The sequence below is a fragment of the Dactylosporangium sp. CA-139114 genome (assembly GCF_050955725.1).
Taxonomy (GTDB): domain Bacteria; phylum Actinomycetota; class Actinomycetes; order Mycobacteriales; family Micromonosporaceae; genus Dactylosporangium.
Map to the genome: position 1 here is coordinate 4,410,892 of NZ_CP192080.1, position 17,602 is coordinate 4,428,493.

The 17,602-nt window shown below is 72.2% G+C and carries 17 protein-coding genes; 8 read left to right on the plus strand and 9 right to left on the minus strand.

All coding sequences use genetic code 11. The features are described from left to right. The first annotated feature begins 55 nt into the window (after nucleotides 1-55). Entirely contained in the window at nucleotides 56-157 is a 102-nt protein-coding gene (locus tag ACQP2P_RS20045) for a BTAD domain-containing putative transcriptional regulator (RefSeq protein ID WP_433618106.1), read from the plus strand. An 11-nt stretch (nucleotides 158-168) separates the two neighbouring features. On the opposite strand, the gene ACQP2P_RS20050 is transcribed toward ACQP2P_RS20045, so the two are convergent. The 3 genes from ACQP2P_RS20050 to ACQP2P_RS20060 all read right to left on the minus strand — a co-directional run bounded on the left by ACQP2P_RS20050 (nucleotide 169) and on the right by ACQP2P_RS20060 (nucleotide 2,866). Further along, a complete protein-coding gene (locus ACQP2P_RS20050; protein ID WP_433618108.1) occupies nucleotides 169-810 on the minus strand; it encodes a LysE family translocator in 642 nt (213 codons plus the stop codon). Between the two features lie 116 nt (nucleotides 811-926). Beyond that, on the minus strand, nucleotides 927-1,745 hold the full coding sequence (locus ACQP2P_RS20055; protein WP_433618109.1) for a polysaccharide deacetylase family protein: 819 nt from the start codon (nucleotides 1,743-1,745) through the stop codon (nucleotides 927-929). Next, nucleotides 1,742-2,866, minus strand: coding sequence for an LCP family protein (locus tag ACQP2P_RS20060; protein ID WP_433618110.1), 1,125 nt, complete (start codon nucleotides 2,864-2,866; stop codon nucleotides 1,742-1,744). Before ACQP2P_RS20060 ends, ACQP2P_RS20055 begins: the two co-directional genes overlap by 4 nt. Before the next feature lie 285 nt (nucleotides 2,867-3,151). Here ACQP2P_RS20060 and ACQP2P_RS20065 point away from each other — a divergent pair, with 285 nt between their 5' ends. Continuing rightward, on the plus strand, nucleotides 3,152-3,931 hold the full coding sequence (locus ACQP2P_RS20065; protein ID WP_433618112.1) for a dienelactone hydrolase family protein: 780 nt from the start codon (nucleotides 3,152-3,154) through the stop codon (nucleotides 3,929-3,931). Nucleotides 3,932-3,986: 55 nt separating this feature from the next. On the opposite strand, the gene ACQP2P_RS20070 is transcribed toward ACQP2P_RS20065, so the two are convergent. Beyond that, nucleotides 3,987-5,345, minus strand: a complete 1,359-nt coding sequence (locus ACQP2P_RS20070; RefSeq protein WP_433618113.1) for a hypothetical protein — start codon at nucleotides 5,343-5,345, stop codon at nucleotides 3,987-3,989. A gap of 847 nt (nucleotides 5,346-6,192) precedes the next feature. Between ACQP2P_RS20070 and ACQP2P_RS20075 the strand changes: the two genes are divergently transcribed. Next, nucleotides 6,193-7,842 (plus strand): glycoside hydrolase family 27 protein, encoded by a 1,650-nt coding sequence (locus tag ACQP2P_RS20075; RefSeq protein WP_433618114.1) that lies wholly within the window; start codon nucleotides 6,193-6,195, stop codon nucleotides 7,840-7,842. Between the two features lie 130 nt (nucleotides 7,843-7,972). Here ACQP2P_RS20075 and ACQP2P_RS20080 read toward each other — a convergent pair whose 3' ends face one another. Together ACQP2P_RS20080 and ACQP2P_RS20085 are read right to left on the minus strand one after the other, a co-directional pair. Continuing rightward, complete coding sequence (locus tag ACQP2P_RS20080) at nucleotides 7,973-9,232, minus strand: GAF domain-containing protein (protein WP_433618116.1); 1,260 nt, start codon at nucleotides 9,230-9,232, stop codon at nucleotides 7,973-7,975. Nucleotides 9,233-9,391: 159 nt separating this feature from the next. After that, complete coding sequence (locus ACQP2P_RS20085; RefSeq protein ID WP_433618118.1) at nucleotides 9,392-10,552, minus strand: DICT sensory domain-containing protein; 1,161 nt, start codon at nucleotides 10,550-10,552, stop codon at nucleotides 9,392-9,394. Between the two features lie 295 nt (nucleotides 10,553-10,847). Here ACQP2P_RS20085 and ACQP2P_RS20090 point away from each other — a divergent pair, with 295 nt between their 5' ends. Next, nucleotides 10,848-11,348, plus strand: a complete 501-nt coding sequence (locus ACQP2P_RS20090; protein ID WP_433618120.1) for a hemerythrin domain-containing protein — start codon at nucleotides 10,848-10,850, stop codon at nucleotides 11,346-11,348. A gap of 74 nt (nucleotides 11,349-11,422) precedes the next feature. Here ACQP2P_RS20090 and ACQP2P_RS20095 read toward each other — a convergent pair whose 3' ends face one another. The 3 genes from ACQP2P_RS20095 to ACQP2P_RS20105 form a co-directional block, all read right to left on the minus strand. Further along, entirely contained in the window at nucleotides 11,423-13,078 is a 1,656-nt protein-coding gene (locus ACQP2P_RS20095) for a cellulase family glycosylhydrolase (RefSeq protein ID WP_433618122.1), read from the minus strand. A gap of 123 nt (nucleotides 13,079-13,201) precedes the next feature. Continuing rightward, the gene (locus ACQP2P_RS20100; protein ID WP_433618123.1) at nucleotides 13,202-13,324 is read right to left on the minus strand and encodes a hypothetical protein; all 123 of its coding nucleotides are present in this window, start codon (nucleotides 13,322-13,324) and stop codon (nucleotides 13,202-13,204) included. Nucleotides 13,325-13,365: 41 nt separating this feature from the next. Continuing rightward, nucleotides 13,366-14,328, minus strand: coding sequence for an SDR family oxidoreductase (locus ACQP2P_RS20105; protein WP_433618124.1), 963 nt, complete (start codon nucleotides 14,326-14,328; stop codon nucleotides 13,366-13,368). An 85-nt stretch (nucleotides 14,329-14,413) separates the two neighbouring features. Between ACQP2P_RS20105 and ACQP2P_RS20110 the strand changes: the two genes are divergently transcribed. The 4 genes from ACQP2P_RS20110 (at nucleotide 14,414) to ACQP2P_RS20125 (ending at nucleotide 17,473) form a co-directional block, all read left to right on the plus strand. Further along, complete coding sequence (locus tag ACQP2P_RS20110) at nucleotides 14,414-15,250, plus strand: helix-turn-helix transcriptional regulator (protein WP_433618126.1); 837 nt, start codon at nucleotides 14,414-14,416, stop codon at nucleotides 15,248-15,250. A gap of 141 nt (nucleotides 15,251-15,391) precedes the next feature. Further along, complete coding sequence (locus ACQP2P_RS20115) at nucleotides 15,392-15,796, plus strand: VOC family protein (protein ID WP_433618127.1); 405 nt, start codon at nucleotides 15,392-15,394, stop codon at nucleotides 15,794-15,796. A 4-nt stretch (nucleotides 15,797-15,800) separates the two neighbouring features. Continuing rightward, nucleotides 15,801-15,989: a hypothetical protein gene (locus ACQP2P_RS20120; protein ID WP_433618128.1), complete on the plus strand. Its 189-nt coding sequence runs from the start codon at nucleotides 15,801-15,803 to the stop codon at nucleotides 15,987-15,989. 389 nt (nucleotides 15,990-16,378) lie between these two features. Then, nucleotides 16,379-17,473 (plus strand): glycoside hydrolase family 19 protein, encoded by a 1,095-nt coding sequence (locus tag ACQP2P_RS20125; protein WP_433618130.1) that lies wholly within the window; start codon nucleotides 16,379-16,381, stop codon nucleotides 17,471-17,473. The last annotated feature ends 129 nt before the right edge of the window (nucleotides 17,474-17,602 follow it).

Sequence of the window (17,602 nt, forward strand, 5' to 3'; positions counted from 1 at the left end):
GTCCGGCGATGATGATCTGTGCTGTGTTGTCCGTTCGTAGCCCACGCATCAGCTCATGCTGGCCCTGTACCGGTCCGGTCGGCAGGCCGACGCGCTAGGCCACTACGAGCGGGTTGAGCTGGATTTGATGGCCGCAGCGGCAGATCGAGCGGAGTGACCGGGACGGGCCTACCTGGCGGTGGTGAACGCGAGCCGGACGCCGAGGCCGATCAATACCGTGCCGCTGATCCCGTCGATGCAACGACGCATGGCCGGTCGGGCGAGCACCCGGCGCGCCGCGGCGACCAGATTCGCCACGGTGAGAAACCAGGCGGCGGTGATGACCACGGCGATCATGGACAACGTCAGCAGCGGGACGAGTCCGGCGTCGGCCGGGAGAAACTGCGGCAGAAGCGCGACGAAGAACATCGCTGCCTTGGGGTTGAGCGCGTTGCACAGCAGACCGTCACGGAACGCCGCCCACGGGCCTGGCCCGGCCGCTGGCCCCGCGGCTGGTCCGGTGTTCGGGTCGGGTCGCAGGTCGCGTGAGCGCAGTGCCGAGCGCAGCGCCTTGACACCCAGGTAGAGCAGATAGCCCGCTCCTGCAAGCTTGATGACGGTGAAGGCGACAGCGCTCACGGCGACCAGTGCTGCAACGCCGGTCGCGGCAGCGATCGCCCAGGCGAAGGCCCCGGCGGCAACGCCGACCGCTGTCGCCATGCCATGCGCGCGGCCTCCAAGGACCGAGCGTCGCATCACAACGGCGAAGTCCGGCCCTGGCGAGATGGCACCAAGGGCGACAACGCCTCTGGCGCCGAACCGTCCAAGCACGCGCCCGCCGATCGCACTACCAGCGCAGACTCACACGCGACGGCTGAAGTGACGTTGGAGTACTAGGCTTTGCGGGAAGGTGCGGCCGGCACGCCGGTGCCGGCCGCACGTCCCCCTCACGGCTGGGCGAAGGTGTACCCAGCGTCACGGAGCCGGGGCAGGACGACACCCAGCGCGGTGAGCGTCTGCTCGCGATCGCCGCCGCCGTCGTGCTCGAGGATGATCGAGCCCGGACGGGTCTGGCGCAGGATCGTGGACACGATGTGCTGGACGCCGGGCCGGCTCCAGTCCCGCGGGTCGACGGTCCAGTCCAGCGCGCGCAGCCCCTGGGCGCCGCACTGCGCCAGCACGGTCGGGGACCACGCGCCGCCGGGCGAGCGGAACAGCGTCGGCCGGTATCCGGTGCCCGACGCCTTGGCGATCGCGTCGGAGGCCTCCGCCATCTCGGCGTGCACGGCGCTCGCCGGCAGCTTCGCGATGTTCATCGGGTGGCTGTGCGTGTGGTTGGCGATGTGGTGCCCGCCGTCGAGGACCCGCCGGACGAGGTCGGGATGCGCGGCGGCGCTGCGGCCGATCATGCAGAACGTGGCGCGGATCCCCTGCTGGGCGAGGAGCGCCAGCATCCGCGGGGTGTAGGCGGGGTCGGGCCCGTCGTCCACGGTGAGGGCGATCTCGGTGCCGTGGCAGGGGAGGGTGTACTGCGGGCCTTTCGGCCCGATCCCGCCCGGCGACGGGCACACCCCGGGCGTCGGCGGATTCGCCGGCGGGACGACCAGCGGCGAGCCCGACGGGTCCGGCGAGGCGGCCTCGCCCGGGCGCGAGTCGCCGGGAATGTCGCCACCGGCGTGCCAGCTCGCGTGGTCGCCGCACCCGGCCACCAGCCCGACCCCGCCGAGGGCGAGCAGCAGCGAGCGCCGGGAGATCCTCGCGCTCACGCGGTGCCCGGGGCGTCGCCGACGAGCTCGGGGTGGGCGGCGACGAACTCGGCGACGCGGTCCTGGCCGATGGCGGCGAGGAGCCCCTTGGTGGTGGCGTCGAGGATCTCGTACGACTGGCCGCCGACGACCTCGCTGTTGAAGTGCCCCCCGTTGGTCTTCAGCGTCACCATGCGCTCCGGCGTGATGCCGTGCAGCGTGAGGATCCAGTCGGCGAGCGGGATGTCGTTGTTGTAGAACGAGACCGCCTTGCCGAGCGAGTTGAGCATGTGGTCGACCTTCTGCGGGTTGGTGAGGACGCCGGCGCTGGTGGCCTTGGTCAGCATCGCCTTGATGAACTGCTGCTGGTGGCGTTGCCGGCCGTAGTCGCCGTCGTTGTCCGCGAGCTTGTCACGCTGCCGCACGTAGTCGAGGGCCTGCCAGCTGGCCATGTTCGAGCAGCCGGGCTCGTACACCTGCGGGCGCATGTTCGGCTTCAGGGTGGTCGGGATGCCGTCGGCGTTGAAGTTGTACGGCTCCCCCTCCTGCCCGGTCCGGGTGTTCCATCCGGTGTGGATCGACGTGGTGCGCTCGTCCACGCACATGTGCACGCCGCCGAGCGCGTCGACGAGGTCCTTGAACCCGTCGAAGTTGACGATCGCGGCCCCGCTGAACTTGAGGCCCCCGCCGAGCCCGCTGACCGTCTCGGCGAGCAGCGTCAGCCCCTCGTCGCGGCCGCCGCCGTGCTGGTAGCCGAACTCGAAGGCGGCATTGATCTTGTCGGTCCCGCCCCGGTACTGGGTGCGCGCGTCCGCCGGGATGACGACCCGCGTGTCGCGGGGGATGCTGGTCAGGTACACCATGTCGTGGCTCGCCGGCACGTGGGCGACGATGATCGAGTCGGCGCGGGCGCCCATCGCCGCGTTGCCGGTCCGCTCGTCGATGCCCACGAGCAGCAGGTCGATCGGCCCGCCGATGTCGTGGCCGGCCGCCGCCGAGCCGAGGCCGCCGGGGTGGGTGACCTGGCCGCCGTAGTGCGCGAGCAGGATGCTGCCACCGGCGAGCGAGCCGACGCTGACCGCGAGCAGCAGCACACCGGCGACCAGGCACAGCCGCGCCCACAACGGGCTCCTGCCGAGCATTGCGCTCCCTTCACCGCGACCGACGCCCCAGCGTCGCCGCAGCGGCGGGCGGGGGTGTCCGCACTGAGCCGCACAGTTGCTACGGGTTTCCCGCACCCCGCCGCTGCCGGGTCGGCGAGCGGAGCGCCGCGTCGACCGAACGGCCGATGCTGGACGGGCCGGCCGGTGCTAGCTTTAAATCCCCCACAATGGTATGATTTGGGCCTGGCGTATCTAGCATTCGAGGCGACCTCCCGGGCCGCCGGCGGCGGACCCGATCGTCCATTGTGGAGAGGATCCCCGCTCGTGTGCTACGACGCCGACGCCAGCCCACCGATCCACGGCCCGGCCGTCACGACGGTGAGCAGCGCGCCGCTGCTGCTCACCTCGGCCGACGCGACCCAGTTCGCCGCGTACCTGGCCGCACCGGCCCAGCCCACCGGCATCGGTGTCCTGCTGCTGCCGGACAACGGCGGACTGTCCAGGTTCTACGAGCGCCTCGCGGTACGCCTGGCCGAACAGGGCCACACCGCGCTGGCGGTCGACTACTACGGACGTACGGCCGGCACCCGCTACCACGAGCGTCCGGCCGACTTCGCCGCCCTGCCGAACCTCATGCCACACCTGGCGCGGCTGCGGCCCGACACGCTGTATGCGGACTTCGACGCCGGCATCGCCCACCTGCGCGCCGACGCCGGCGGCCGGGCCCGCGCCGTCGTGTCGCTCGGCTTCTGCCTCGGCGGGCGGTTCGCGTTCCTCACCTCGGCCGGACGTTTCGGCCTGGCCGGCGCCATCGGCCTGTACGGGGCGCTCGACACCATCAACGGCGCACCGGGGCCGATCCAGCGGGCCGGCGAGCTGCGGGCGCCGATCCTCGGCCTGTTCGGTGGCGCGGACCCGCACATCCCGGCCGGCACCGTCGCGGCGTTCGACGCCGCACTGTCCGAAGGCGGGGTGCCGCACGAGATCGTCACCTACCCCGGCGCACCGCACGGCTTCTTCGAACAGGAACTGCGCGAGCAGGCCGACGCCTCGGCCGACGCCTGGCGCCGCATCCTCGCGTTCCTGGAGCGGGCCGAGGACTGACCCCACGCCGTGTCACGCCGGCATCCGCCGGCGTGACACGCGCGTCTGCCTGCGATCAGTGGCCCTGGTCGTGCGGAACCGTCACCGTCACGGTGCAGCCGGCCGGGCGGCCGATCTCGTCGTGGCCGCGATAGGTCAGGGTGTAGACCCGGTCGCCGCCGTTGCCGGCCCGTTCGGCCCGCAGCTGCCCGGTCAGCGACGGTTGCCCCGCCACGAACCCCGTGACGTCCGAGGCGTCGCCACCGGTGACGTCGGCGAGCTGGAAGCCGCGCGGCCCGAGGACGCCGTCCGGGAGCTCGACGCTCACGTTGACGTCGACCATGCGGTGGTTCGGCGGCCACAGCTCCGGCCGGTCGACCGTGCAGTTCAGCTGCCGCTCGGGCAGCGGCTCGTCCAGCGTGGCCACCGCGTGCGCGATGGTGGCGGTGAGCCGGGCACCGGCCTCGTAGTACATGTGCACGGTGGTGCCGTCGAAGTAGAAGGTCGGCGCCGCGGAGCGGCCCAGGTCCGGCGCGGCCGTCATCGAGTCGTGCACGACGCCGAGGTGGGTCTCCTGGTCGAAGTTCTCGCCGACGTCCACCGCGTGCATGTTGCCGTCGGCGGCGTGGAAGATCACCAGGTTGCGGCCCTGCCAGCGCAGGTAGAACGGGCCCGAGGCGTTGGGGCCTTCGTCGCCCTGCGGGACGACGATCGGCTGCGGCTGGGTCGTCCAGTGCCGGGCGTCGGTGGAGACGGCCCAGCGGATGCGCCGCGACACCGGACCCGTCGGGCCGGGGGGCGCGGCGGTCGGGTTGTCCATGAACAGCATCAGGTACCGGCTGCCGAGCCGCGGAATCGACTGTTCGAAGACCCGGGCGTAGGAGGTCTCGCCGCCGGTGCTGGCATCGCGCTGGACCGCCGTGCCGCCGTACTCGAAGTGGATGCCGTCGTCGGACGTGGCGTACCGGGTGATCGAGTTCTCGCCGTGGAAGTAGAGGAACAGCTTCTGCTCACCTTCGACCCAGATGGCGTGCGGTGAGGAGATGTGGCTGACCGTGTTGTAGTACGGCAGCCAGGTGTTGGAGATCAGCGGGTTGCTCGGGTACTCGGTCCAGGGGCCGTTGATGGAGTCGGAGTAGGCCAGGGAGATGCCGCCCGGCTTCTCGTGCGGCGCGTAGTACAGGTAGTAGGTGCCGAGCGGGTTGGCGAAGTAGTCGGCGGCCCGGATGACGCTGGGGAAGATGAACTCGTTCGTCGGGTTGTACCGCAGCGTCGTCTTGTCGAACGCCGTGCCGACATAGCTGAAGGCGGGAAAGCTGAACGGGGCGGCGTCCGCCGGTGACGCGGTCGCGGCCGGCGTCGCGGCGAGGGCGGCGGTGACGAGTCCGACAGCCGCGGCGCAGGCGGTACGGCGGACGAGGCGCTGAGATGTCACAGAAGCTCCCTTGTGGACGGTGGTCGGCGTCGCGCACGGTCGATACGCCGCCGATGGCGGAGGTCGTTCGGCAGGCGCGACTGACCGTCCGGGCGATGAACGGTAGAAGGTGGAAAGCGATCAGTGGCGGGGCTGTGGAACCGGGGGCTCCACCATGGACGAGAACGCCCTGGAGGCCGAGCGGGTGCCGCCGGGCATCGGCGCCACCGTGGTCCGGCTGAAGCCGACGGGACGAGGGGCGTCGTGCTGAGTCGTGCGGTCGTAGCCGTACACCAGCTGTCCCTCCTGCCCATTCGTGTTCACGGCGTGTTATCGAATCGTGGCGGGCACGCTGCGCCACGTCAAGATGCTAATACGTATTAGCAATGGCTGGAGTCGATGATAGGCGGTGCGCGGCGCGCCGGCCCGCCCTCGCCGGACCCGTCCGGCCGGCCGGTCGCCCGCGATGGTCAACGCGTCACCTGGCCGCTGCCCGGATGGCTCGTCGGCGGCCACGCGCCGGCGGCGACGTCGCTGCTGACGGTGGCACCCGGTGTGTCTCCCGCCGTTTCGCGCCCGTCCCGGCAACGTCGCGATCGGCCTCGTGCGGAAACCGGACCTGACCGACGAGGGGCCGGCGGGGTGACCGCACACGCCCGCCGTGGATAACGGATCCGCGCACAATATTGCTGCGTACCGCTCACATCATGGCGCGCCTCGCATTGATGCCGTTCATTGCCGCCGCGCGCTTGACGGGCCCGGCGGCTTCGGCGATGCTGGCCGGACACGGCCCGAACAGCCGTATCCGGCCGCCGCCACACCGGAGGGAATCGTCATGCGCAAAACCCTGGACAATCTACGGCGCTTGATGTTAGCGCTCACACGGCTGCGCGCCGGTGGACTGGTCCTGCTGCTCGGGGTCGGCACCATCGTGGGCGGCTCGTTGCTGCCGGCCGGGCCGGCGGCCGCGGCGGTCGCCGCCATCGCCACGCCGCCGATGGGGTGGGCGTCGTGGAACAGCTTCGCCGCGAAGATCAACTTCAACGTCATCAGGGCGCAGACGGACGCGCTCGTCGCCTCCGGCATGAAGGACGCCGGGTACCAGTACGTCAACATCGACGAGGGCTGGTGGCAGGGCACCCGCGACGCGGCCGGCAACATCACCGTCGACAGCGCCGACTGGCCCGGCGGGATGGCGGCGATCGCCGACTACATCCACAGCAAGGGCCTCAAGGCCGGCATCTACACCGACGCCGGCCGCGACGGCTGCGGGTACTACTACCCGACCGGCCGTCCCGCCGCCCCCGGCAGTGGCAGCGAGGGCCACTACGACCAGGACTTCCTGCAGTTCTCCCGCTGGGGCTTCGACTATGTCAAGGTCGATTGGTGCGGCGGCTCCGCCGAGGGACTCGACTCGCGCGGCACCTACCAGGCCATCAGCGACGCGATCGGGCGGACCACCGCGCAGACCGGCCGGCCGCTGGTGCTGTCGATCTGCAACTGGGGCGTCAGCAGCCCGTGGAACTGGGCGCCGGGCATGTCGAGCCTGTGGCGCACCAGCGGCGACATCATCTACTTCGGCGAGCAGCCCTCGATGAGCCGGGTCCTGGCCAACTTCGACGCCGCCCAGCACCCCTCGGCGCAGAGCGCCGGGCACTACAACGATCCCGACATGCTCGTCGCCGGCATGCCCGGCTTCACCGCGGCGCAGAACCGGACCCACCTGAGCCTGTGGGCGATCTCGGGCGCGCCGCTGCTGGCCGGCAACCGGCTCGACCAGATGAGCGCCGACACGCGCGCCGTGCTGACCAACCGCGAGGTCATCGCCGTCGACCAGGACCCGCTGGGGCGCCAGGGCGTCAAGGTCGCCGAGGACCGGACGGGGCTGCAGGTGTACAGCAAAGTGCTCTCCGGCAGCGGCCGGCGGGCGGTCGTGCTGCTCAACCGGACCGGCGCGGCGGCCGCCGTCACCGCGCGCTGGTCGGACCTGGGCCTCACCGGGGCGGCCGCGGTGCGCAACCTGTGGACCGCGACCGACCTCGGCAGCATCAGCGGCAGCTACACGGCCACCGTCCCGGCCGGCGAGGCGGTCCTGCTCACCGTGGCCGGCACCGACGGCGGCGGTGGGACGGCCGGCGGGCGCATCACCGGAAGCCAGTCCGGCCGCTGCCTGGACGTGGCCGGCGCGGCCACCGCCAACGGCACCCAGGCGCAGCTGTGGGACTGCACCGGCGCGACCAACCAGCAGTGGACGCCGACCGCCTCGAAACAGCTCACGGTGTACGGCACCAAGTGCCTCGACGCCTACAACCGGGGCACGACCAACGGCACCGCCGTGGTGATCTGGGACTGCAACGGCCAGACCAACCAGCAGTGGAACGTCAACGCCAACGGCACCATCACCGGCGTGCAGTCCGGGCTCTGCCTGGACGCCAACGGTGCCGGGACCGCCAACGGCACGAAGATCATCCTCTGGTCCTGCAACGGCCAGGCCAACCAGCGCTGGACCGTCGGCTGAGGCGAGTCGCGACCGGGCTGGGGCTTCTGACGAACCGTGCTTCCCCGGTGGCATGTGGTGACACCGCCGGGGAATCGTCATCATCGGCGGGGATCAGCGGCGCGACGGGGGAGCGGATCAGCGGCGCCGATCAGCGGTCGCGGTAGGCGGCCAGCCCGCCGAGCTCCTCGCTGGCGATGAACACCGAGCGGACGTTCATGATCGCCTCCTCGACGTGCGCGGAGCAGCCCCACGCCGAGTCGCCCCACGAGTCGGCCACCTTGATCTCGGCCGGTGCGGCGCACCCGGAGGCGCCGCCGAGCTGGCAGTGCTCGGGGTGCGGCACGACGGCCTGCGAGGCGGCGGCGGTGCGCATCCGGGCGGTGAGCTCCGCGGCCGCGGCGGCCCGGCGCTCGGCGTCGGCGCGCAACTCCCGCTCCGCGCGGACCGCCTCGGCCAGCGCGTCGTGGGCGACCCGGGCGGCCTCCTCGGCGGCCGCCTTGGCCGACTCGATGTGGTGCCGCTCGATGGCCAGGGCCGCGGTGTCGGCGAAGACCTGGGTCAGGGCGAGGTCGGCCTCGCCGGGGGCGCGCGCGGTGCGGTGGTAGACGGCGAAGGTCCCCAGCAGCGCGCCGTCGCGGGCCAGGATGGGCGTGGACCAGCAGGCGCCGAGCCCGGCCCGCGTGGCCAGGTCGCGGAAGTCGGCCCAGAACTGGTCCGTGGCGATGTCGCTGACAACGACCCGCTCGCGGCGGTGGGCCGCCGTGCCGCAGGAGCCGACGCCCTCGCCGATGGCGATCCCGTCGATGGCCTCGTTGTAGAAGCTGGGCAGGCTCGGGGCGGCCCCGTGGCGCAGGTGCCGGCCGTCCGGGTCGGCGAGCAGGATGGAGACGATCACGTCGCCGGGGGTGAGCCGCTCGATGGTGCTGGCCATCCCGTCGAGCACCTCGGCCAGCGGGGCCTGGCGCGCGATCTGCTCGAGCAGGGCGCGGTGCTCGGCCATCAGCCGCTGGGCGTACTGCACCTGGGTCGTCTCCACGCCCAGGACGTGCACGCCGGTGACGGTACCGTCGCCGTCCCGGCGCGGCTCGTAGGTGAGGTCGAAGGACCCCTGCACCCCGGCCTCGAGCCGGACCCGGACATCACGGGCGGTGGTGGACTCCCCGGTGCGGTACACCGCGTCGAGGGGCGCGATCAGGTCCTGGACGCCCGGCTCGGCCACGAGGTCCGCGAGCGCCATGCCGGGGCGGGCCGCCGTCGCGCCGACGGCGGCGAGGAACGCGGGGTTCGCCGACTCCAGCACGTGCTGCGGCCCGGCGAGCGTGGCGAACAGGGTGGTCGACGGCCCGAACAGCGCGCGCAGGTCTTCCTGCGGCCCCGTGGGGGCGATCGGTGCCGGCGGCGCCGTCATCGGGTACCTCGCCCTTCGTCGGTGACCTGGAGAACCACCGCGCAGGTGCGCAACCGCGGCGGCCACCCAATGTACGGCAAGTCGGCGCGGACCGCTCGCCTGACGGGCCCGAACCGGCCGCGGTCGCAGGCCGGCGCGGGCGCGACGGGCCTTCGTACCTCACCGGCGGCTGACAGGCTGCGTGACCTCCTCCGACATGCGGTCGGGGCGCTCGGGAGCCTCGGAGTCGCCGAGGGTGGCCACCGGCAGGCGGCGCCGCTGGGCCTCGTCGAGCCCGGCCCGGATGTGGTCCAGCGGCAGCGGCCGCTCGCGGGTCACCAGCACCACGCAGGTGACGTCCGGCACGAAGGGGTTGCGGCCCCGCAGGTCCTCCAGGCCGGCCCGGAGCCGGTGGATCAGCGTCGCCGCGTCCGGCCCGGTCGCGGCCGGCAGGGTCAGCAGCAGGTCGTCGCCGCCGAGGCGGGTCGCCTGGTCCACCGGGCGCAGGAGCGGGGCGACCGTCCGCATCACTTCGATGACGGCCACGGCGTCGGTCCGGCGCCCGAGGCGCTGGGGCAGGTCGTGCGGGGTGTTGAGGCGGATGCCGACCAGGGCCAGGGGCATGGTGCCGGGCGCGGCGGCACCGCCGGTGCCGCTCCAGGCCCGCAGCCGGCCCTCGTCGCCGAACCCGGCGGAGCCGGCCGGAGCCGAAGCGGCGTGCGCGGGGGCGTGGGCCGGGGCGGACGAAGCCGGGACGGCGGGAGCCGAGGCGGCCCGCTGCTCCAGGCGGTCCAGGCGCTCGGTCAGCAGTCGGATCGACGCCTCGTAGCGCGCCTCGCCGCTCGGGGCGGGCAGCCGGCGGGCCCGTTCGACGACGTCGCCGAGCGTGGCGAGGGTGGCCTCCGGTAGCCGCCCGGCAAGCGCGTCACCGAGCCGCATGAGCTCGTGCAGCGCCTCGTCGCGGCGGAAGTGCCAGCGGCCTTCGAACAGGCGGCCGGCCTCCAGGGTCGGCGCCGGCGCGACCTCCTCGAGGTCGTGGGCGACCAGGACGGCGCCGAAGCTGGGCCCCAATGCGACGACGCTCCACTCCCGCGCCAGCGCCTCGTCGGCCCGCAGCGCGACGGCGTCGACCCCGGGCACGCCCGGGAGGCGGTCGAAGGCAATGCCGGCGACGACGGTGGCCTCGGCCTGCGCGGCGATGCGGGCGTAGGCGGCGCGTTCGCGGGCGTAGTACACGTCGCGCTGGAACAGGGCCGCGACGACCATCGGCCCGTCGCCGGCCGCCGCCGCGGCCGCCTGTTCGATCGCGTGGGAGACCGTGACCAGCGATCGCTTCGTCATCCGGGTCGGGCGCAGTCCATGGCGAGGCACACCGACACCCTACGGGCCCCGGCGCGCGGGCGCGGCCGCGCGGGCGATCGGCCGCACCCCGAGCACCTCACCCGGGCCACCGCCGACGACCTCGCCCGCGCCGTCGTGCCGCTCAAGGCCACCTCCGGTCGAGGGCCTCCTGCGGCAGCGCCGCTGGGCTCTGTTCTCCCAGCCACGCGACCGACCCGCGTGAACTGTCGTTTGGGCAGTTCAGCCGCCGGGTAAACCGCCGTCAGTGCCACTTCGGTTCCGGTAGGGAGAGTCGATGTCGACCGACGCGATCGTGCTGCTGAAGGAAGACCACAAGACCGTCAAGCGGCTGTTCAAGGAGTTCCAGGCGGCCGAGGACGGCCCCGCATCGCGCAAGGCGAAGATCGTCGAGCAGATCCTGCGTGAGCTGACGGTGCACACGTACATCGAGAACGAGGTCATGTACCCCGAGGTCCGCCGGCTCCTGCCCGACCTCGAGGACGACGTGCTGGAGTCCTACGAGGAGCACCACGTCGCCGACGTGCTCTGCTTCGAGCTCGCCACCATGGACGCCGGCGACGAACATTTCGACGCGAAGGTCACCGTGCTCATCGAGAACGTGACCCACCACATCGAGGAAGAGGAGCAGGAGTGGTTCCCGAAGGTCCGCGAGGGCCTCGGGCGCAACCAGCTCCAGGAGATCGGCGCCAAGATGCTGGAGCTCAAGCCGAAGGCGCCGACCAAGCCGACCCAGCCCGCGGCGCTCAAGAAGGCCCTCGACGCCATGCGCGCCTGAGGCCCGCACCGGCGACGCACGGGCCCGGCGGGGCCGACCGGCGAGGGTCGGCCGCGCCGGGGTCGTGGCTGTGATCAGGCGGTGCAGGTCAGCGTGGGCACGGCGTTGCTACCGCTCCACGTGCCCGTGAACCCGAACTCGGTCGAGCCGTTCGCCGGGATCGTGCCGTTGTACGCCGCGTTCGTGACCGTCACCGCGGAGCCGGACGTGCTCAGCGTGCCGTTCCAGAGCTGGCCGATGGTCTGGCCGTTGGCGAACGTCCACTTGACCGTCCACTTCGAGATGGCCGACGTGCCGGCCTTCACCGTCACCGAGCCCTGGAAGCCGCCCGGCGAGCCCGGCCACTGGCTCGTGACCGTGTACGTCGCGGTGCAGGCCCCGTTCGCCGGCGGCTGGGAGCTGGCCGGCGGCTGCGAGCTCGTCGGCGGGCGGGAGCTGGCCGGCGGGTTGGAGCTGGTGCCGCCGGTCGGTCCGCCGCCACCGGCGGGCGGGTTGAGGTACGGGCCGATGATGTTCATCTTCGCCTGGTTGACGGTGTTCCAGTCGTCGCCGACGATGCCGCCGGTGTCGCCCGAGTCCGGGTTCCAGGACCAGTACGTGAACGACATGCCGTTCGTGCCGGTGCCCATGTACGCCATCAGCTTCGTCATCCACTGGGTGTCCAGCGGGCTGGCGAGGGTGCTGCCGAACTCGCCGACGAGGATCGGGGCGATGTTCTGCTTGTAGAGGTAGCCCCAGAAGTGGTCCCACACGTCGGGCAGATTGTTCGGGAAGTTCGGGTCCTTGAACCACGGCTGCCGGTCGTACACCGAGATGCCGTAGTCGTGGGCCGAGTACACGAGCCGGTTGGCGACGTTGAGCCGGACGGGGTACGTGCCCGCCTTCGACAGGTTGCCGCCCCACCAGTCGCAGGCCATCGGGTCGTCGGGGATGTTGTCGTACGGGTTCGGCGAGCCGCCGTTGCCGTCGCAGCTGACGCCCTCGACGAAGATGAGCCAGTTGGAGTTGGTGCCGAGGATCGCGTTGCCGATGCGCTCGGCGGCCAGGCGCCAGTCCTTCGCGGTGTCGCCGCAGCCCCAGCAGGAGCCGGTGCCGGTGGGCTCGGTCCCGTCGGCGTGCGGCTCGTTGAACAGGTCCGCGCCGACGACCGTCGGGTTGTTCGCGTACCGCGTCGCCAGCATCTGCCAGTCGGCGATCTCGCTGGCCTCGGTCGCGGTCCCGCTGTACCAGAGGGCCGTCTGGCCGGCGGCGGTCGGGCGGTGGCGGTCGAGGATGATGCGCATCCCCTTGCCGCCCGCGTAGTTGACGACCTTGTCCAGGATCTGCAGCGGGGACAGCCCGATGAGGTCCGGGTTGGTGTCGGTGTTGATGCTCGTGGCGGTCGCACCCGAGCGCAGCGAGTCGCCCGTGTACGGCACCCGGATGGTGTTGAACCCGAGCTGCGCCATATGGTCGATCTGCTGTGTCCAGCTCGCCGGCCGGCCAGCCCACAGCCCGTGGAAGGTGTGGTTGTCGGTCTCCATGCCGAACCAGTTGATGCCGGTCAGCCGGACGGTCGCGCCGGTCGAGTCGACGATCTTGTTGCCGCTGGTGTGCAGGTATCCGGTGCCGGTGCCGGCGGATGCGCTGCCGGCGGTAAGCGTGACGGCGACGAGCGCGGTGGCCGCGACGGCGGCCAGGGCCACCGCGCCCCCGACGGCCCCGCGCGTCCTGATACGTCTGAGACCCACAGGGTCACACTCCGTTTCCGTGACGACGTTCGTTCGCGAATCGTTTGCCGCTGGCACGATCGGCGTCAATGCGCGGGGTGCGGGGGCGGCCCCACAGGCGGGAACGGAGCTGAAACTTTCCGGTCAGTCCTCGGCGGCCAGGCTCTCGGGGGTCGGCCGGCGCACGGCGCGGCGGGCCGGCAGGACCGAGGCGGCCGGCGCGGCGAGCACGGCCACGCCGAGCAGGACGCCGAGCCGGTCCCGCACGGCGACGGGGTCGATGCCGAGGCCGGCCCGGGTCGGTGCCGTCAGCCGCCGGTCACGGGCAGCGCGTCGGGGAAGACGCAGCGGGTGAGGCGCTCCGAGGCCTGCCAGACGCGGGCGGCCTCGGCCTCGCCGCGCAGGCGCGAGTACAGCTCCTGCTCGGCCGGAGGGCCCGCGAGGTGCTGGAAGCCGCTCGGGCCGTACATCCGGGCGCCCCGCGCGTCCGGGGACGTCGCGGCGTAGACGGCCGGCAGCGCGGCGGACTCGGGCGTGCCGACGAGGATGCCGAGGTTGCCGAGGGAGCGCACGACGCGGCCGCCCAGGGTGGGGCTGGGCCGGCCCGCCTCGGGCTGGGCCTGCAGGAGGTTGGTCGCGGCGATGCCGGGGTGGGCGAGGTTGCTCGTGATGCCCCAGCCGGCCGCGCGGCTGCGGCGCTCCAGCTCGAGGCCGAAGAGGCCGAGGGCGATCTTCGACTGGCTGTAGGCGCGCATGCCGTCGTACGAGCGCTCCCAGTTGAGATCGTCCCAGTTGATGGCGTACTGGTTCGCCGCGACGCTCAGCTGCGACGTGACGGTCGCGTGGCCGGCGCGCAGCAGGGGGAGCAGGTGGCCCACGAGGGCGAAGTGGCCCAGGTGGTTCGTGCCGAACTGCAGCTCGAACCCGTCGGCGGTCTCGCGGCGGGCCGGGGGCGTCATCACGCCCGCGTTGTTGACGAGGATGTGGATGGGGCGGTTGTCGTCGCGCAGCCGCGTGGCCAGGGTGGCCACCGAGTCCAGCGAGGACAGGTCGAGGTCGCGCAGGACGAGGGCGGCGTGCGGGTACGACTGCCGGATCCTGGCGATCGCCGCCTCGCCCTTGTGCCGGTTGCGCACGGGCATGATGACCTCGGCCCCGGCGGCCGCCAGGCGGGTCGCCAGGCTGAGGCCGACGCCGTCGCTGGCGCCGGTGACGACGGCGAGCCTGCCGCTGAGGTCGGGGACGGTGATGTCGGGCTGTCTGCGTGCCATGTGCCCAGGCTGCCCGGGTTGCGCCGGCGTATCCACGGCCTGACGATCCCAGGCTGCGGCCGGGCGGCGGTGGTACAACGAACTGGTGATCGATCGAGCCGGGCTCGCCGAGTTCCTGCGGCGTCGGCGGGCGGCGCTGCAGCCCGAGGACGTCGGCCTGCCGCGCGGGCAGCGGCGCCGCACCAGCGGGCTGCGCCGCGAGGAGGTGGCCACGCTGTGCCACATCTCCGCCGACTACTACAGCCGGCTCGAGCGTGAGCGCGGGCCGCACCCGTCCGAGCAGATGATCGCCTCCATCGCGCAGGGGCTGCACCTGTCCCGCGACGAGCGCGACCACCTGTTCCGCCTCGCCGGGCACCATCCGCCGACCCGCGGCGCGACGAGTCAGCACATCAGCCCGGGCCTGCTGCGCATCTTCGACCGGCTCGCCGACACGCCGGCCGAGATCGTCACCGAGCTCGGTGAGACGCTGCGGCAGACGCCGCTCGGGGTCGCGCTGACCGGCGACCAGACCCGATACACGGGCCTGGCCCGCAGCATCGGCTACCGGTGGTTCACCGACCCGGCGTGCCGGGCGCGGTACCACCCCGACGACCACGCGACGCACTCGCGCGTCTTCGCCTCCGCGCTGCGCCGGACGGTCACGCTGCGCGGGCCGGACTCGTGGGCCGCGCACGTGCTGCAGCTGCTGCTCGCCGGCAGCGAGGAGTTCCGCCGCGTCTGGGACCAGCACGAGATCGGCGTGGGGTACAGCCACGAGAAGCGGTTCCTGCACCCCGAGGTCGGCGTCGTCGAGGTCGCCTGCCAGACGCTGCTCGACCCGGACCAGGGGCACTCGCTGCTGGTCTACACCGCCGTGCCCGGCAGTGAGAGCTACGAGAAGCTGCAGCTGCTCTCCGTCATCGGCGCCGGGCTCTCGTGACCGACGCCGTCACCGTCCGCCACGCGCTGACCGGCGGACCGCTCGGGGCCGCCGATGAGCGGGCCGCCGTGCCGGGGCCGGGTGCCTCCCCGACGAGCAGGCGACCCTCGCGCGGCACCCGGACGGGCTAGGCTGCCGAAGATGCGGATGTTGCACCTCGGGCTGCGGGTCACGGACCTCGACCGCTCGCTCGCCTTCTATACGGCGTTCGGCTACGACAAGGTCGGCGCCGTCCCCGAGACGGCGTTCGGGAGCCTGACGATGCTGCAACTGCCTGACGACCCGTTCGTCAGCCTCGAGCTCGTTCACGACCCGGCGCGGCCGGTCACCGACATCAGCGCCGTCAACCACCTCGTCGTGCGGGTCGACGACCTCGCCGCGACGGTCGCCGAGCTGTCCGAGCGGGGCATCGGGGCCGAGCCGCCGGCGGACCTGGGGAAGGGGATGTTCACGTCGTGGGTCACCGATCCCGACGGGTACCGCATCGAGCTTGTCCAATGGCCGCCCGGCCACCCGGCGGGCATGTCGGCCGCCGACTTCGCGTGACGCCGTGGCGCTGCGCATCGTCCCCGTGCGGCCGGACACCGTCCCGCTGTGGCGCGACGTGCACGACCTCGTCATCCCGGCCCACCAGCTGTCGCTGGACGAGGTCGGGGTGCGCTCGCAGCGCAACCGCCTGACCCTCGCCCACGACGGCGGGACGCTGATCGGCAATGCCGACCTGTGCCTCGCCTCCTGAACCGCGCGGCCCTCTGGCGCAGCAGCGTGGCGATCGCCTGGATCGTGGCGTACGCCCGCCACTCGAGCGCGGCGGCCGGGCTGGAGGTCGTGTAGTCCACGATAAAGCCGCCGTCGGGCCGCTGCCGCGCGGCGAGGCGTTCGAGGTCCGCGGCGACGGCCTCGGCGGGCAAGAGCGTCCGTGAGTGCGTGCCGGCGCGCGGGCGGAATGCGTCGCCACGAACGCGAGCGCGGCGTCGAGATCAACGGTCATGTCCACCGTTCTTTTCCCGTGGTGGCCCAGAGTAATCAGATAAGAGCATTTACAAAATGCTAAGTCTTGTTTACTAATGGGTATGGACACCCGTCCATGTACCTGTCGCCCGCGCCCTACGGGAAGGTAGCTCCCCCATGCCCAGAAAACGTCTCCTCGCGCTCGTCGCCACGGCGGGCCTGGCGATCGCCGGCGCCGCGGCGGCGATCCTGCCGACGGTCTCCGCCGACGCGGCCGTCGCCTGCGTGCCCGCCTACGTCTCCAGCCAGGTGTACACCGGCGGCCAGCAGGCCTCGTACAACGGGCACAACTGGACCGCCAAGTGGTGGACGCAGTACGAGACCCCGAGCACCGGCGGCTCCGGCGTCTGGGCCGACAACGGCAGCTGCGGTGGCGGCACCGGCGGCGGTGGCGGCGGCACGACCACGTGCAACTACCCGAACTGGGTCGCCGGGCAGTACTACGCGGTCGGCGCGATCGTGCGGTACACCAACGGCCTGTACTACCAGGCGACGCACGAGAACCCCGGCTACGACCCGACGATCAGCACCTGGTTCTGGTCGCCCTACGGCTGCAACGGCGGTGGCGGCGGAGGCGGTGGCGGCGGCACCACGACCGGCTTCGTGGTGAGCGAGGCCCAGTTCAACCAGATGTTCCCGAGCCGCAACGGGTTCTACACGTACGCCGGGCTGGTCGACGCCATGAAGAAGTACCCGGCCTTCGCCACCACCGGCAGCGACACCGTCAAGCGCCAGGAGGCCGCCGCGTTCCTGGCCAACGTGAGCCACGAGACCGGCGGGCTGGTCTACATCGACGAGATCAACACCGCGAACTGGCCGCACTACTGCGACACCAGCCAGCCCTACGGCTGCCCGGCCGGCCAGTCCGCCTACCACGGCCGCGGCCCGATCCAGCTGAGCTGGAACTTCAACTACAAGGCGGCCGGCGACGCGCTCGGCGTCGACCTGCTCAACAACCCGAACCTGGTCGCCACGAACTCGTCGATCTCCTGGCAGACCGGCCTGTGGTACTGGATGACCGGCACCGGCAACGCGGGCACCACGTCGCACAACGCGATGGTGAACGGGCAGGGCTTCGGCACCACGATCCGGGCCATCAACAGCATCGAGTGCAACGGCGGCAACCCCGCCCAGGTGCAGAGCCGCGTGAACCTCTACAACCAGTTCGTCGGCATCCTCGGTGTCCCCGCGGGCGGCAACCTCAGCTGCTGACCCGCACGCCCGCTCGCCTGACGGGACCGGCCGCGCATCCAGCGCGGCCGGTCCCGTGGTGTATGCGCCGCGATGAGCAAGATCACGTCACGGGACACGCGCCGGTGGGGCACCATGATCGAAACGGCG

What these genes read in the sequence shown, in the direction of transcription:
- ACQP2P_RS20090 (WP_433618120.1), top strand. Translation starts at nt 10,848, where the DNA reads ATGTCGACCGACGCGATCGTGCTGCTGAAGGAAGACCACAAGACCGTC.
- ACQP2P_RS20115 (WP_433618127.1), top strand. Translation starts at nt 15,392, where the DNA reads ATGCGGATGTTGCACCTCGGGCTGCGGGTCACGGACCTCGACCGCTCG.
- ACQP2P_RS20045 (WP_433618106.1), top strand. Translation starts at nt 56, where the DNA reads ATGCTGGCCCTGTACCGGTCCGGTCGGCAGGCCGACGCGCTAGGCCAC.
- ACQP2P_RS20125 (WP_433618130.1), top strand. Translation starts at nt 16,379, where the DNA reads ATGCCCAGAAAACGTCTCCTCGCGCTCGTCGCCACGGCGGGCCTGGCG.
- ACQP2P_RS20085 (WP_433618118.1), bottom strand. Translation starts at nt 10,552, where the DNA reads ATGACGAAGCGATCGCTGGTCACGGTCTCCCACGCGATCGAACAGGCG.
- ACQP2P_RS20105 (WP_433618124.1), bottom strand. Translation starts at nt 14,328, where the DNA reads ATGGCACGCAGACAGCCCGACATCACCGTCCCCGACCTCAGCGGCAGG.
- ACQP2P_RS20060 (WP_433618110.1), bottom strand. Translation starts at nt 2,866, where the DNA reads ATGCTCGGCAGGAGCCCGTTGTGGGCGCGGCTGTGCCTGGTCGCCGGT.
- ACQP2P_RS20080 (WP_433618116.1), bottom strand. Translation starts at nt 9,232, where the DNA reads ATGACGGCGCCGCCGGCACCGATCGCCCCCACGGGGCCGCAGGAAGAC.
- ACQP2P_RS20075 (WP_433618114.1), top strand. Translation starts at nt 6,193, where the DNA reads ATGTTAGCGCTCACACGGCTGCGCGCCGGTGGACTGGTCCTGCTGCTC.